Raw genomic sequence first — 13,167 nt, 5'->3', positions numbered from 1 at the left:
CCAGCTCCGCCGGGCTGGGCCGGCCGCCGTCACGGGGCGGCGAGCGGTGTAATCCCGTGACGGCGCTCACCCAGGACGGCTTGGGTAGTGCGGGCTTCGGCAGCGGCAGAGAACGGTCGACGGTACTCCGCCACGGCGGACTGGACCTCGTCGAGGATGAAGTCGGAATTGATATTCGTGGCCACGCTGAGCCCGGCGGCGGCCGAGACGACCACTTGTGCCATCAGGTTGGCGGCGTTCCCTGCCGCCCACACACCGGCGACCACCACACCGTCGTGCAGCACCCGGCCCATCTCGTCGGTATCCAGGTATGTGCCGACGCCCAACGGATGCGGCATCGAGGCGATACCCAGCCCGGCCAGGAACGCCGTGCGCGCTGTGAATCTCGGGGCCACGACGAGGGCCTGCAGCGGAATCAGGTGGCCGCTGGCCAGGCGAACGCCCGCCAGGGCATCAGCCTGCACGTCGAGCGCCTCGACCGGGCCGATGACGACGCTGATTCCGCGGGCGGCGAGTTGCTCCCACTCCGACTCGGTCGGACCGTGCTCTCCGGAGGCCGCACCGGTGGAGTCGAGCATCTCCCGGTGCAGGAATAGGGTGACGTTCGCGCTCCACTGCCGGAAGAGCAGGGCCTGATGCACCGACTTCGGGCCAGTGCCGAGGATGCCGATGGCCTGGTCGCGTACTTCCCAGCCGTGGCAGTACGGGCAGTGCAGCACGTCCCGGCCCCACCTCTCGGCGAGGCCGGGAACAGCGGGAAGTTCGTCGACGAGACCGGTCGCGACCAGCAGTCTGCGGCCGGTGGCCGTCGTGCCGTCATCGACGGTCACCGCGAAACCGGCCGGTGTGCGCCGGGTGTCGACTGCCCGGCCGGACCGGATCACGGCGCCGTACGAGCGGGCCTCAGCCTGGCCGATGCGCACCAACTCGGCCGGGCTGAGGCCGTCGCGGGTGAGGAAGCCGTGCACTCCCTCGGCCGGCGCGTTGCGGGGCTCGCCCCCGTCGATCACGAGCACGGAGCGGCGGGCGCGCCCGAGGACAACTGCGGCGCTGAGTCCCGCCGCACCTCCGCCGACAATGATGACGTCGTAGTCGGCGTCGGGACTCTGGCTAACGGGTGCTGGCGTGCTCTGGCTGGTCATGTCACCATGGTGATCGCGGTGGCGCGTGTTGACAAATATGGTTGCCGGAACAGCAAGCTGGTTGTCGGGGAGGCGCCGTCTAGAACGGTGGTTCTCCGGGTAGATCGCCTGCCGTGGGCCCGGATGGCGGCGTCGGTCTTTCGGGAGTCGGGGTCGCGGATGGGGCGTGCTTTGGGGGCAGTGTGGGTGGTGGTCCGAGGGTGGTTTCGGGGTAGGTGCGGTGGGCGGCCCCGGCCGGGGAGGTCCAGACCAGGATTCCGCCGGGTTCCTGCACGACCGACCATAGGGTCTGGTGTTTGAGCCGGTGGTGGGGGCCGCAGAGGTGGGCGAGGTTGTCGTAGTCGGTGGGTCCGCCGTGCTCCCACGCTGTGGTGTGGTCGATCTCGCTGCGGGAGGCAGGTCTAGTGCAGCCGGGGAACCGGCAGGTGCCGTCTCGTAGTCTGAGCCAGCGGCGGAGGTCGGCGGGGACGGTGTAGCACTTCTTCCCGACGGAGAGCACGGCACCGGTTTCCGGGTGGGTGAGCAGTCGGGTGAGACTGGGCGCTCCGCCGGTGATTTCCCGGGCGACGTCGGCGGGGATCGGCCCGTATCCTTCGAGGAAACCGGGCTCCTCGGTGCGGCCCAGCAGGGTGAGCACCGGGACGGTGACCATGACTTGGCCGTGGATGCCGCCGCCGGTGCCGGTCGGGGTGACGCCGTCCAGGGTCAGGTCCGCCAGCGCGTCGGCGCAGATCTGGCTGATGGTGCGGCGCTGGTCTTCCGGGATGTTGTCGTCCTGGCGTTCGGCGTCCTGGGTGGATTGGGCGATGCGGGTGAGTCGGTCGTGCGCGGCCTGAGTTTGCTCGGCGGTGCCGTACCAGGTGAGAGTGCCCATGCCATCGGGTCGGCCCTCCCACCACACCCCGCGCTCGGCCACGGCGGCTGTGGCGCGGACGGTGAGGGTTTCCGGGTGCCGGTGCTCCCGCAACCGTCGGGCCTTCACCTTCAGCTTGCCCACGGTGAGGTCCTTGGCCGCGGGCAACAGCTCTGCTTCCAGCTCGGCGGCTTCCTCGAGCGGGATGAAGCTGAGTTGCTCCATGAGCACCTGACCGTGCCGGTAGCTGATCTCACCCTGGCTCATCGCCGTCAGGGTCGCCTTCATCGGCCCGGCGAACAACGCGGATTCGCCGATCAGGTTCTCCGCGGTGCGATCGGCCACATGCAGGGCGCACGCGACCTCGCTGATCACGGTGCGGCGGGCGATCTCCTGGTCTTCCCACGCGGCGATCGTCCGCGGACTCGCCTGCGCGTCGGTCAGGACCGGGCCGCGAACGCCTTCCAGGGCGTAGTCGGGGTTGAGCAGTTTCGCGTTCACCGGGTCGCTGCTCCACTGCTGCAGGTCGGCGAGCACGCGGGCCCGTTTCGCGTTCGCTTTCGCGATGCCCCGGTGGGCTTTCTGGGCCTTCGCGACCTTCCTGGCCAGGGTTGTCCGGGCCTGTTCCTGCAGGGTGCGGCGTCGTCGGTGGGCGTGTTCGTGGGCACCGGCGTCCGGGCCGCGGGCGTCGTGATCCGGGTCATCCGGATCGGGCGGGAACTGCTCTGCTGGGCTGCTCATGCGTTGATAATCGCACCCACCACCGACACTCCAACCCCGGAAATAGGGGGTGTGGAAAGGTCGTGGAATTGGCCGCTTGTGGAGGAGGGCCCGGCGCGGATCAGCTTACGGAAACGAAGTGCTGTACATCGGGGAACGGGTCGTAGAACGGGTGCAGCAACGCCTTCCACCGGGCATATTCGGGGGAGCCCCTGAACCCCTCGGTGTGGTCTTCGAGACGGTCCCAGTCCACGAGCAGCAGGAAGGACGACGGTGCCTCGACGGACCGGGACAGGCTGAGTCCGCGGAAGCCGGCCATGGCCTCGATGAGGGGGCGAGCGTGCTGGAAGGCGACGAGGAAAGCATCCTCTTGGCCGGGAACGACGGGGAGGATGGCGTGTTCTCTGATCACCTGTCGACCTTATCCCGCCGTGTCCGACGAACCCGGCGAGTACCATCGACTCCCATGAGCAGCAACACCACGGCCGGCCCTCTCACGCCCAGCCCCCTCACGCCCAGCGCGAGCATCAGCACGGTGATCGGCGCCGAGCACTTTTCCCCCGAACTGGTCGATGCTGTGCGTGCGGCGACGGTCGAGGCAGCGCTTGCTGCCGGCGGTTGGTTCGGCCGCGGTGACAAGAACGCGGCGGATGCCGCGGCAGTGGCCGCCATGCGCGCCGTGCTGGTGCCGGCCCCGTTCGCCGGCGTGGTCGTGATCGGAGAGGGGGAGAAGGATGAAGCGCCCATGCTTGCCAATGGTGAACGGCTCGGCTCTGGTCACGGTCCGGCCTGCGACATCGCCGTGGACCCGTTGGACGGAACCCGGCTTGTGCAAGAGGGCCTGGCTGGCTCGGTCTGCGTCATCGCTCTCGCCCCGCGCGGCACCCTGTTCGACCCCACCGACGTTTTCTACATGGACAAGCTGATCTCGTCGTCCGCGGGCCGTGGGGTGCTCGACCTGCTGGCCACCCCGACCGACAACGTGCGACGGCTGGCGGACGCGCTGGGCAAGCCGGTGGCGGACATCACCGTAGCCGTACTCGACAAGCCCCGGCATGCTGGCCTGGTGGCCGAATTGCGGGCAGCCGGCGCACGAGTGCAACTGGCCGGGGAGGGTGACGTCTCCACGGCCATTGCCGCAGCCACGCCGGGCGGGGACATCGACCTGGCCATGGGCATCGGCGGTACTCCCGAGGGTGTGCTCACGGCGTGCGCGATTCGCGCATTGAACGGCTTCATGGAGGGCAGGCTCGCACCTCAGGGCGATGACCAGGTGCGGCTGGCACTGGCCGCCGGCCACGATCTGGCCCGGGTGCTCACACTCGACGACCTGGTGGCGAGCGACCGAGTGTTGTTCGCATCGACGCCCGTGCGGTAGCACCGGGCCGCGCCGTCGAACTCGGGGACAACGGTGCGGCCGATTCCCGGGCCGGAAACGGCAAAAGCCCCCGGGTGACCGGGGGCTTTCTCGGTGGGCGATGCGGGACTCGAACCCACGACCTCTTCCGTGTGAAGGAAGCGCGCTACCAACTGCGCCAATCGCCCGAACCACACTCGAAAACCTCTCGACTGCGACATTTGATACTAGACCAGACCGGGCGTCCAGCGCACATCGAGAGGCCGCGACACGCTGCATTCGCTCGGTTTGAATATGCGCCGCACTATCGGCTAGAGTCTTCAACGCACGCAGAAATGCGAGCAGTTGCGGATGTGGCGCAGTGGTAGCGCATCACCTTGCCAAGGTGAGGGTCGCGAGTTCGAATCTCGTCATCCGCTCGAATTGAATCGGCCGAGAGGCCGATTCTCTTTGGTACAAGTACGGCGAAACAAGCACGGTGGATTGGCCGAGAGGCGAGGCAGCGGCCTGCAAAGCCGTATACACGGGTTCGAATCCCGTATCCACCTCCAGCCTGAGAAGTATAGTTTTCATGTGCTTTGCAGGATCTGGGCGATTGGCGCAGCGGTAGCGCGCTTCCCTGACACGGAAGAGGTCACTGGTTCGATCCCAGTATCGCCCACAGATAAGTAAGAGCAGCGCAGGATTAGAAACCCCCGGTAAACCCGGGGGTTTTTTGTTTTGCCCCGGGATTACGGGGCACAACGGGTAATTCGCGGTGCCACAGGAGCCCGTCGGCGCGTCATGTGCACACGGCGTCTCCAGGATCGAGTAGAGTCTTCCAAGCACGCAGAAATGCGCGCAGTTGCGGATGTGGCGCAGTGGTAGCGCATCACCTTGCCAAGGTGAGGGTCGCGAGTTCGAATCTCGTCATCCGCTCGAAGTGAATCGGCCGAGAGGCCGATTTTCTTTGGGTGTACACGTTTGACTGAACACGGTGGATTGGCCGAGAGGCGAGGCAACGGCCTGCAAAGCCGTCTACACGGGTTCGAATCCCGTATCCACCTCCAGCCCGCGATCACAAGTCGCGGTCCTGGGCGATTGGCGCAGCGGTAGCGCGCTTCCCTGACACGGAAGAGGTCACTGGTTCGATCCCAGTATCGCCCACCACGTAGTTGCAGCAAATAAGAGGGAATGCTCACGGGCGTTGCCGGTTGGTCCAGCAGGACCGGCCGGCTACGCCCTCTCTCGTTAACTGTTCGTCGTTCCCCGCCTGATTCCTGAGACGATGGGCGTTGTGCCGGACACCTACCCAGTAGAGGCACAGCGGCAACGGTCGCCGGGCGAGTGGGATGGGGGAGCGGATGCGGCCAGCAGCATCAGTCCCCGACGCCGAGTTGCCCGACGCCGAGTTGCCCGACGCCGACGCGCCGGATGCCGACGCCCTCCCCACGAGTGACCTCGACCTGTTCGCACTCGTGAGAGCCGGAGACCGTCAGGCATTCCGCACGCTCTTCCGCGTGCATCAGCGCACCGTGTACTGGGCGGCCTTTTCCGTACTGCGCTCCCGGCCGGACTCGGAAGAGGTGCTGCAGGATGCCTTCCTGACCCTGTGGAACAAGCGCGCCGGAATCGATCTGGTGGGCGAATCAGCGGTGCCCTGGCTCGTCACCACGGCGCGTTACCTCGCCCTGAACCGACGCCGAGCGGAGGTCCGCCGTCCCCGCGACAGCCTCGACGACACATTCGACGTCGCCGACGACAGGCCGTCGCCGGAGACTCTGGCCATCGGCGACGAAGCCATGCGCAACATCCACACGATCATCGCCACTCTGCCCGCCGTGGACCAACGCATCTTCGAGCTCTGTCTCATCGACGACCTGAGTTACGAACAAGCCGCCGGTCGTCTCGGCATCACCCACGCCACTGTGCGCAACCGTCTGTCCAGGCTGAAGGGTCGGCTCCGCGACGAACTCACGCTGCTGAAAGGAGAACCGAATCATGGTGCCCGATAACCTGCTCATCCCCACAGACGACGACTTCGATCGGTTCGAAGAGCGGCTGCTGCACACCCTGGAGGCCCAACGGGTGCAGCGGAGGAGTCGACACCGTGCCGTTGCGGCAACCGCAACCGCCCTGCTGCTCGCCGGCGTCGGCGGCACGGCCTGGATCACCCTGGCCACGCCCGAACTCCGCAGCCTCTCGGCCTATTGTTATGCCGAAGCCAGCACAGACTCGACGTTCACGCAGGTCGGCAGCCCCACCGATCAGATCGATGGGGACGGCACGGTCACCCCACTCGCCCCGGTCGTCGACCCGGCCGCGGCAGCGGTGGAGAACTGCGCGTCGGTGTGGGCGATCGACTTCTTCGGCACCGGAACGTCCGGCCTGAGCACGGTGCCCTCCGGCGGCGGCGAGACGCCGGCCCCCGCCTCGCCCGACCTGCAGGCCTGCCTGCGCCCCGACGGCGTCTACGCGGTCTTCCCCGTGGGTTCCGACAACGTGAACGCCGGCGACCCCGACGCGTTCTGCGCCGCCGTGGGACTGCAGCCCCCGTTCACGCCCTGACCTGCCCGGCTTCCGCACCAGTCAACACGCCCACTCCCGCCCGCTAAAGTTGAATGGTTCGCAACTCAAGGGAGTAATACACGTGGTTGACGGTTTTGAGCTATTCACCGACCGATCCGTTGTCGCCATGCGCGTCAACGGCGAGCTCAGGGACCTGGCCACCACGGTGACACCAACGGATGACGTCACCCCGGTGACCATCGACTCGCCAGACGGGCTGAACATCCTGCGGCACTCGGCCGCCCACGTGCTCGCGCAGGCCGTGCAGACCGTGAACCCGGCCGCGCGCCTGGGCATCGGGCCGCCCGTCACCGACGGCTTCTACTACGACTTCGACGTCGCAGAACCGTTCACGCCCGAAGACATCAAGTCGCTCGAGAAGGCCATGGACCGCATCATCCGCCAGGGCCAGCGTTTTGTGCGCCGAGTGGTGACCGACGACGAGGCCCGTGCCGAACTCGCCGCAGAGCCGTACAAGCTCGAACTCATCGGCCTCAAGGGGGTCGCGGCCAGCGCGACCGACGGCGGCGACAACGAATCAGTCGAGGTGGGCGGCGCCGAGCTGACCATCTACGACAACGTCGACCCCAAGTCCGGCGAGACCGTGTGGAAGGACCTCTGCCGCGGCCCGCACCTGCCCAACACCCGCATGATCGGCAACGGCTACTCCCTCACCCGCCTGGCGGCGGCCTACTGGCGCGGCTCCGAGAAGAACCCGCAGTTGCAGCGCATCTACGGCACCGCCTGGCCCACCAAGGACGAACTGCGCGCCTACCAGACCCGTCAGGCTGAAGCGGCCAAGCGCGACCACCGCAAGCTCGGCCAGGAACTGGACTTGTTCTCGTTCCCCGAGGAGATCGGCTCCGGCCTCGCGGTCTTCCACCCCAAGGGCGGCATCATCCGCTCCGAGATCGAAAACTACATGCGCGAGCGACTCCTCGCCAACGGCTACGACCTCGTCAACACCCCGCACATCACCAAGGGCCACCTGTTCGAAACCAGCCAGCACCTCAACTGGTACCGCGACGGCATGTTCCCGCCGATGCACCTGGACGAAGAGGTAGACGCCGAGGGAAACATCACCCGCCAGGGCCAGGACTATTACCTCAAGCCCATGAACTGCCCGATGCACAACCTGATCTTCAAGGCCCGCGGCCGCAGCTACCGCGAGCTTCCGTTGCGCCTCGCCGAGTTCGGCACCGTGTACCGGTACGAAAAGAGCGGCACCCTGCAGGGCCTCACCCGCGTGCGCGGGCTTACCCAGGACGACGCGCACATCTACGTGACGCAGGACCAGGTGCGGGCCGAAGTCGCCAGCCAGCTGGAATTCGTCTTCGAGACCCTCCGTGGCTACGGCCTCACCGACTTCTACCTCGAGCTGTCCACCCGCGACCCCAAGAAATCGGTCGGCACGGACGAGCAGTGGGAAGCCGCGACCGAGACGCTCCGGAAGGTCGGCGAGGACTCTGGACTCGAGCTCGTGGCCGACCCCGGCGGAGCGGCGTTCTACGGCCCCAAGATCTCCGTGCAGGCGCGGGATGCGATCGGCCGCACCTGGCAGCTCTCCACAGTGCAACTCGACTTCAACCAGCCCGAGCTGTTCGACCTCGAGTACACGGCGCCGGACGGCACCCGCCAGCAGCCCGTGATGATCCACCGCGCGCTGCTCGGTTCGATCGAACGATTCTTCGCCATCCTGCTCGAGCACTACGCCGGCGCGTTCCCGGTCTGGCTGTCCCCGGTGCAGGTCATCGGGATCCCCGTGTCCGAGCAGTACGAGGACTACCTGTGGGAGGTCCTGGCGACGCTCAAGACCGCCGGTGTGCGGGTGGAACTCGACTCGTCCAGCGACCGGATGCAGAAGAAGATCCGCAACGCCACCCTGCAGAGGATCCCGTTCCAGCTCATCGTCGGCGAAGACGACCGCGCGAACGGCGCGGTCAGCTTCCGGTTCCGTGACGGCACCCAGGAAAACGGGGTGCCGGTCGCCGACGCCGTCCGCGGGATCATCGCGTCGATCCGCACCCGCGCGCAGGTCCTCGGTGCCGCTGATTTCGCCGAGGGCGGCGCATCTGCCGCCCCGGTGGCAGCGGCTGCCGCGGACCAGGCCTGACGATGACCGACGGCACTCCGGTGGTCCCCGAAGCAGGCGGGCCGACGGACACACCGTGGGACCGCCTGTCCGGCAGCCCGCAGGACATCACCGAGGGTGTCCAGGTGGAGATGTCCGGCGACTTCGCCGCCGTCCCGGATGCCTTCCAGCGGCTGTGGACACCGCACCGCATGGTCTACATCCAGGGCGGCCAGCAGCCGCACCCCGATGACTGCCCGTTCTGCATCGCACCGTCGATGGACGACGAGAAGGCACTGATCGTGGCCCGCGGCAAGTACGCCTACGTTCTCCTGAACCTGTTCCCGTACAACAGCGGCCACCTGCTGGTCTGCCCGTACCGGCATGTTGCGACGTATGACGAGGCGACCGCAGAGGAAGTCGCCGAGATCGGTAGCCTCACCCAGACGGCCATGCGCGTGCTCAAGGCCACCTCGGGCTGTGATGGCTTCAACCTCGGGATGAACCAGGGCCGCATCGCCGGCGCCGGGATCGCCGAACACCTGCATCAGCACATTGTGCCGCGCTGGGCGCTCGACTCGAACTTCTTCCCGATCATCGCCGGCACCAAGGCCATTCCCCAGCTCTTGGGCGACGTGCGTCGCTCGGTCGCCGAGGGCTGGCCGGTCGAGGAATCCTGACCCGTCGGAATCTCCGCGCTGCTTCATCATGAGGGACATCACCGTGCCGACGCCCGAAAAGCGGCACCAGAGACAAGGAATAGAATCGAAGTTATGACTGACACCACTTCTACCGAGCAGTTCGGCTCGAGCCGCGTCAAGCGCGGACTCGCTGAGATGCTGAAGGGCGGCGTCATCATGGACGTCGTCAACGCCGAGCAGGCCCGCATCGCCGAAGACGCCGGCGCTGTCGCCGTGATGGCGCTCGAGCGTGTTCCCGCCGACATCCGCTCGCAGGGTGGTGTCGCCCGCATGAGCGACCCCGACCTGATCGACAGCATCATCGCCGAGGTCTCCATCCCCGTCATGGCGAAGGCCCGGATCGGCCACTTCGTCGAAGCGCAGGTGCTGCAGGCCCTCGAGGTCGACTACATCGACGAGTCCGAGGTGCTCAGCCCGGCCGACTACGTCAACCACATCGACAAGTGGAACTTCACCGTTCCGTTCGTGTGCGGCGCGACCAACCTGGGTGAGGCGCTGCGTCGCATCACCGAGGGTGCCGCGATGATCCGCTCGAAGGGCGAGGCCGGCACCGGCGACGTCTCCGAAGCCACCAAGCACATCCGCACCATCAAGGGCGAGATCGCCCGGCTGTCCTCGCTCACCAAGGACGAGCTGTACGTGGCCGCCAAGGAACTCTCCGCCCCGTACGAGCTCGTCGCCGAGATCGCCGCGACCGGCAAGCTGCCCGTTGTGCTGTTCACCGCCGGTGGCGTGGCCACCCCGGCCGACGCGGCCATGATGATGCAGCTCGGCGCCGACGGCGTGTTCGTGGGCTCCGGCATCTTCAAGTCCGGAAACCCGCAGGAGCGCGCCAACGCGATCGTCAAGGCCGTCGCGTTCTACGACGACGCCAAGATCATCGCGGACGTCTCCCGCGGCCTCGGCGAAGCGATGGTCGGCATCAACGTGTCCGACCTCGCCGCACCGCACCGCCTGTCTGAGCGCGGCTGGTAGCCACCGCTTCATGACCGTTGGAGTACTCGCCCTGCAGGGCGATTTTCGCGAGCACGCCGACGTTCTACGCACGCTCGGCACCGAGGTTCTGCTCGTGCGCCGCCCGGAGGAACTGGCCAGTGTCAACGGCCTGGTCATCCCGGGCGGCGAGTCCAGCGTGATGGACAAGCTGACCCGCATGTTCAGCCTGGCTGAACCGCTTCGCACTGCCGTGGCGGCCGGGCTGCCGGTCTACGGCACCTGCGCCGGCCTGATCATGCTGGCCGACACCGTGCTCGACGGGATCTCGGGCCAGCAGAGCATCGGCGGGCTGGACATCAGCGTGCGCCGGAATGCCTTCGGGTCGCAGACCGCGTCGTTCGAGACCGACCTCGACATCCCCGCGCTCGGCGCACCCCCGGTGCACGCCGTTTTCATTCGAGCGCCAGTGGTGGAGAGCGTCGGGCCCCGAGCCACCGCCCTGGCCACCGTGGCGGACGGGCGCTGCGTGGCCGTCGAACAGGGCAACCTGCTCGGCACGTCGTTCCACCCCGAGATCACGGGGGAGCACCGGTTCCACGAGTACTTCCTGCAGAAGGTGCAGAAGGCCGGCTTCGGCAGCTGACGCCGAGTGATCTCAGCGTGCGCCAGAATGGTCGCATGACCCGGTACATCGCGCTGCTGCGCGGCATCAACGTCGGCGGCATCACCATCAAGATGGCGGCTCTGGCCGACACTGTGCGCACGCTGGGCCACACCGATGTGAAGACTGTGCTGGCCAGCGGCAATGTCGTCTTCACCAGCGCCGAGACGGATACCGCTGCCCTCAAATCCGGTCTCGAACGCGCCCTCACCGACGCCTTCGGCTACGAGGCTTGGGTGGTGCTCCTGGGCCGCACCGACCTCGCCGCCGCGGTCGACGCCTACCCTTTCGACGAACGCGAAGACTGGCACTCCTATGTCATGTTCGGTTCCGATCCGGCACGGCTCGATGAGCTGATGGTCGCGGCGCCGGACCTCGACCCGGCCGACGAGCGGATTCAGCGCGGCGACGCCGTGCTCTATTGGCAGGTGCGCCGCGAGGTGGGCATCAAGAGCCCCTTCAGCACCATGGCGGCCAAGGCCCGGTTCAAATCCAGCACCACCAACCGCAACCTGCGCACTCTGCACAAGATCCTCGACCTCCCCGCCTGACGGTGAGGCGCAGGATGGCACAGGGGCACCCGGGCTAGACTGGCAGGGCACCCAGCGCTCCAACGAAAGCGGTGCGTGCGAGCGCGAGCGAGCACCCCAGAATCACACCAGAACCCAGTAACACCACCGAGTGGTGCACCGATGCACCTCCACCAGAAGCCGACGCCGGATGCGCGTCGCACGAGTAAGCGACACACGGGAGATTCATGTCCGGGCATTCCAAGTGGGCCACCACCAAGCACCAGAAGGCCGTCACCGACTCGCGTCGGGCCAAGGCGTTCGCCAAGCTGATCAAGAACATCGAGGTCGCTGCCCGCATGGGCGGCGCCGACCTGTCGGGTAACCCCACCCTCGTCGACGCGATCCAGAAGGCCAAGAAGACGTCGGTCCCCAACGACAACATCGACCGCGCCGTCAAGCGCGGTGCCGGCCTCTCCGGCGAGGTTGTCGACTACACCACGATCATGTACGAGGGCTACGCCGCCAACGGCGTCGCCATCATGATCGAGTGCCTCACCGACAACAAGAACCGCGCAGCCGCCGAGGTCCGTACCACGGTCAGCCGCAACGGTGGCAACATGGCCGACCCGGGCAGTGTCGCCTACAACTTCCACCGCAAGGGCATCGTCGTCGTGCCGAAGGGCAACGACGTCACCGAAGACGACGTTCTCGCTGCCGTGCTCGACGCCGGAGCAGAGGAAGTCGTCGACGACGGCGACAAGTTCGAGGTCTTCAGCGAAGCCCAGGACCTGGTCGCCACGCGCACCGCCCTGCAGACCGCCGGAATCGACTACGACTCGGCCGACATCGCGTTCGTCCCGCAGCTCAAGATCGAGGTCGACGCGGCGACCGCCCGCAAGGTGTTCCACCTGATCGACGCGCTCGAAGAACTCGACGACGTACAGAACATCTACAGCAACTACGACCTGACCGCCGAGGTCCAGGCCGAGCTCGAAGCCGAGAGCGAATAACCCACCGATGACGGTCAGGGTGCTGGGCATCGACCCCGGCCTGACCCGCTGCGGCGTCGGGATCGTCGACGTCGCAGCGAATCGATCGGCGACCCTCGTGGATGTCCAGGTGCTGCGCAGCTCACCCGACCTCGCCCTGGAGCGCCGGCTGCTGCTGATCAGCGAGGGCATCGAAGAACTCCTGGACAAGCACAAGCCGGCCTTTGTCGCCATCGAGCGCGTCTTTGCACAGCAGAACGTCAGCACGGTGATGGGCACCGCGCAGATCAGCGGGGTGGCGCTGATGCTCGCCGCCAAGCGCGGCCTCACCGTCACCCTGCACACCCCCAGCGAAGTGAAGGCCGCGATCACGGGATACGGGTCTGCCGACAAGAAGCAGGTCGGCACCATGGTGGCCCGGGTGTTGGGCCTGGCCGAGATCCCGAAACCGGCGGACGCCGCCGACGCTCTCGCGCTGGCGATCTGCCACGCCTGGCGCACCGGCGTTGGTGGGGGAGTGCTGCCCACGAGCGGTGCGGTCGCCGCAGGCCGGCGCTCCACCCCCTCGCTGAGCCCCGGCGCGCTCACGCCGGCGCAGCGCGCTTGGCGGAACGCCGAACGCGGCGGCGTGTGACACCGGCGGCGTGTGACACGAGCACTGTCGGCGGGGCCCCGTAG

The 13,167-nt window shown here is 67.2% G+C and carries 13 protein-coding genes and 7 tRNA genes; 16 read left to right on the top strand and 4 right to left on the bottom strand.

The window, feature by feature from the left end:
- Positions 1 to 29: 29 nt before the first annotated feature.
- From BJQ94_RS10030 to BJQ94_RS10020, 3 genes are all read right to left on the bottom strand, one after another.
- Positions 30 to 1,142 carry an NAD(P)/FAD-dependent oxidoreductase gene (locus BJQ94_RS10030; protein ID WP_265397845.1) on the bottom strand — a complete coding sequence of 371 codons (1,113 nt, stop codon included), beginning with the start codon at positions 1,140 to 1,142 and terminating at the stop codon, positions 30 to 32.
- A gap of 79 nt (positions 1,143 to 1,221) precedes the next feature.
- On the bottom strand, positions 1,222 to 2,736 hold the full coding sequence (locus tag BJQ94_RS10025) for an HNH endonuclease signature motif containing protein (RefSeq protein ID WP_265397844.1): 1,515 nt from the start codon (positions 2,734 to 2,736) through the stop codon (positions 1,222 to 1,224).
- 100 nt (positions 2,737 to 2,836) lie between these two features.
- Complete coding sequence (locus BJQ94_RS10020) at positions 2,837 to 3,127, bottom strand: antibiotic biosynthesis monooxygenase (protein ID WP_265397843.1); 291 nt, start codon at positions 3,125 to 3,127, stop codon at positions 2,837 to 2,839.
- A 54-nt stretch (positions 3,128 to 3,181) separates the two neighbouring features.
- On the opposite strand from BJQ94_RS10020, the gene glpX reads away from it, so the two are divergent.
- Positions 3,182 to 4,093 carry a class II fructose-bisphosphatase gene (gene glpX, locus BJQ94_RS10015; RefSeq protein ID WP_265397842.1) on the top strand — a complete coding sequence of 304 codons (912 nt, stop codon included), beginning with the start codon at positions 3,182 to 3,184 and terminating at the stop codon, positions 4,091 to 4,093.
- Positions 4,094 to 4,187: 94 nt separating this feature from the next.
- Here the strand turns inward: glpX and BJQ94_RS10010 are convergent.
- Positions 4,188 to 4,260 (bottom strand) — tRNA-Val (locus BJQ94_RS10010).
- 159 nt (positions 4,261 to 4,419) lie between these two features.
- On the opposite strand from BJQ94_RS10010, the gene BJQ94_RS10005 reads away from it, so the two are divergent.
- The 15 genes from BJQ94_RS10005 to ruvC all read left to right on the top strand — a co-directional run bounded on the left by BJQ94_RS10005 (position 4,420) and on the right by ruvC (position 13,123).
- A tRNA-Gly gene (locus BJQ94_RS10005) sits at positions 4,420 to 4,491 on the top strand.
- A 58-nt stretch (positions 4,492 to 4,549) separates the two neighbouring features.
- A tRNA-Cys gene (locus BJQ94_RS10000) sits at positions 4,550 to 4,623 on the top strand.
- A 38-nt stretch (positions 4,624 to 4,661) separates the two neighbouring features.
- Positions 4,662 to 4,733, top strand: a tRNA-Val gene (locus BJQ94_RS09995).
- 185 nt (positions 4,734 to 4,918) lie between these two features.
- Positions 4,919 to 4,990 (top strand) — tRNA-Gly (locus BJQ94_RS09990).
- Positions 4,991 to 5,047: 57 nt separating this feature from the next.
- Positions 5,048 to 5,121, top strand: a tRNA-Cys gene (locus BJQ94_RS09985).
- 25 nt (positions 5,122 to 5,146) lie between these two features.
- Positions 5,147 to 5,221 (top strand) — tRNA-Val (locus tag BJQ94_RS09980).
- Between the two features lie 194 nt (positions 5,222 to 5,415).
- Positions 5,416 to 6,066: a sigma-70 family RNA polymerase sigma factor gene (locus BJQ94_RS09975; RefSeq protein WP_265397841.1), complete on the top strand. Its 651-nt coding sequence runs from the start codon at positions 5,416 to 5,418 to the stop codon at positions 6,064 to 6,066.
- Complete coding sequence (locus tag BJQ94_RS09970) at positions 6,053 to 6,619, top strand: hypothetical protein (protein WP_265397840.1); 567 nt, start codon at positions 6,053 to 6,055, stop codon at positions 6,617 to 6,619. Before BJQ94_RS09975 ends, BJQ94_RS09970 begins: the two co-directional genes overlap by 14 nt.
- Before the next feature lie 127 nt (positions 6,620 to 6,746).
- Positions 6,747 to 8,732, top strand: a complete 1,986-nt coding sequence (gene thrS, locus BJQ94_RS09965; RefSeq protein ID WP_265397852.1) for a threonine--tRNA ligase — start codon at positions 6,747 to 6,749, stop codon at positions 8,730 to 8,732.
- Positions 8,733 to 8,842: 110 nt separating this feature from the next.
- On the top strand, positions 8,843 to 9,370 hold the full coding sequence (locus tag BJQ94_RS09960; protein ID WP_265397851.1) for an HIT domain-containing protein: 528 nt from the start codon (positions 8,843 to 8,845) through the stop codon (positions 9,368 to 9,370).
- A 93-nt stretch (positions 9,371 to 9,463) separates the two neighbouring features.
- The gene (gene pdxS, locus BJQ94_RS09955) at positions 9,464 to 10,366 is read left to right on the top strand and encodes a pyridoxal 5'-phosphate synthase lyase subunit PdxS (RefSeq protein WP_265397839.1); all 903 of its coding nucleotides are present in this window, start codon (positions 9,464 to 9,466) and stop codon (positions 10,364 to 10,366) included.
- 10 nt (positions 10,367 to 10,376) lie between these two features.
- Complete coding sequence (pdxT, locus tag BJQ94_RS09950) at positions 10,377 to 10,970, top strand: pyridoxal 5'-phosphate synthase glutaminase subunit PdxT (protein ID WP_265397838.1); 594 nt, start codon at positions 10,377 to 10,379, stop codon at positions 10,968 to 10,970.
- A 35-nt stretch (positions 10,971 to 11,005) separates the two neighbouring features.
- The gene (locus BJQ94_RS09945) at positions 11,006 to 11,539 is read left to right on the top strand and encodes a DUF1697 domain-containing protein (protein WP_265397837.1); all 534 of its coding nucleotides are present in this window, start codon (positions 11,006 to 11,008) and stop codon (positions 11,537 to 11,539) included.
- A gap of 206 nt (positions 11,540 to 11,745) precedes the next feature.
- Complete coding sequence (locus tag BJQ94_RS09940) at positions 11,746 to 12,510, top strand: YebC/PmpR family DNA-binding transcriptional regulator (protein ID WP_265397836.1); 765 nt, start codon at positions 11,746 to 11,748, stop codon at positions 12,508 to 12,510.
- 7 nt (positions 12,511 to 12,517) lie between these two features.
- Positions 12,518 to 13,123, top strand: coding sequence for a crossover junction endodeoxyribonuclease RuvC (ruvC, locus tag BJQ94_RS09935; RefSeq protein ID WP_265397835.1), 606 nt, complete (start codon positions 12,518 to 12,520; stop codon positions 13,121 to 13,123).
- Positions 13,124 to 13,167: the final 44 nt, after the last annotated feature.

The organism is Cryobacterium sp. SO2 (assembly GCF_026151165.2).
Classification (GTDB): Bacteria; Actinomycetota; Actinomycetes; order Actinomycetales; family Microbacteriaceae; genus Cryobacterium.
Note: the sequence above shows the minus strand (reverse complement) of the source record. Positions and strands in the feature narration are given on the sequence as shown.

Excerpts from the sequence above, each read along its gene's own strand:
- BJQ94_RS10030 (WP_265397845.1), bottom strand. The coding sequence starts at position 1,142 with ATGACCAGCCAGAGCACGCCAGCACCCGTTAGCCAGAGTCCCGACGCC.
- BJQ94_RS10025 (WP_265397844.1), bottom strand. The coding sequence starts at position 2,736 with ATGAGCAGCCCAGCAGAGCAGTTCCCGCCCGATCCGGATGACCCGGAT.
- glpX (WP_265397842.1), top strand. The coding sequence starts at position 3,182 with ATGAGCAGCAACACCACGGCCGGCCCTCTCACGCCCAGCCCCCTCACG.
- BJQ94_RS09975 (WP_265397841.1), top strand. The coding sequence starts at position 5,416 with ATGCGGCCAGCAGCATCAGTCCCCGACGCCGAGTTGCCCGACGCCGAG.
- BJQ94_RS09970 (WP_265397840.1), top strand. The coding sequence starts at position 6,053 with ATGGTGCCCGATAACCTGCTCATCCCCACAGACGACGACTTCGATCGG.
- thrS (WP_265397852.1), top strand. The coding sequence starts at position 6,747 with ATGCGCGTCAACGGCGAGCTCAGGGACCTGGCCACCACGGTGACACCA.
- BJQ94_RS09960 (WP_265397851.1), top strand. The coding sequence starts at position 8,843 with ATGTCCGGCGACTTCGCCGCCGTCCCGGATGCCTTCCAGCGGCTGTGG.
- pdxS (WP_265397839.1), top strand. The coding sequence starts at position 9,464 with ATGACTGACACCACTTCTACCGAGCAGTTCGGCTCGAGCCGCGTCAAG.
- pdxT (WP_265397838.1), top strand. The coding sequence starts at position 10,377 with ATGACCGTTGGAGTACTCGCCCTGCAGGGCGATTTTCGCGAGCACGCC.
- BJQ94_RS09945 (WP_265397837.1), top strand. The coding sequence starts at position 11,006 with ATGACCCGGTACATCGCGCTGCTGCGCGGCATCAACGTCGGCGGCATC.
- BJQ94_RS09940 (WP_265397836.1), top strand. The coding sequence starts at position 11,746 with ATGTCCGGGCATTCCAAGTGGGCCACCACCAAGCACCAGAAGGCCGTC.
- ruvC (WP_265397835.1), top strand. The coding sequence starts at position 12,518 with ATGACGGTCAGGGTGCTGGGCATCGACCCCGGCCTGACCCGCTGCGGC.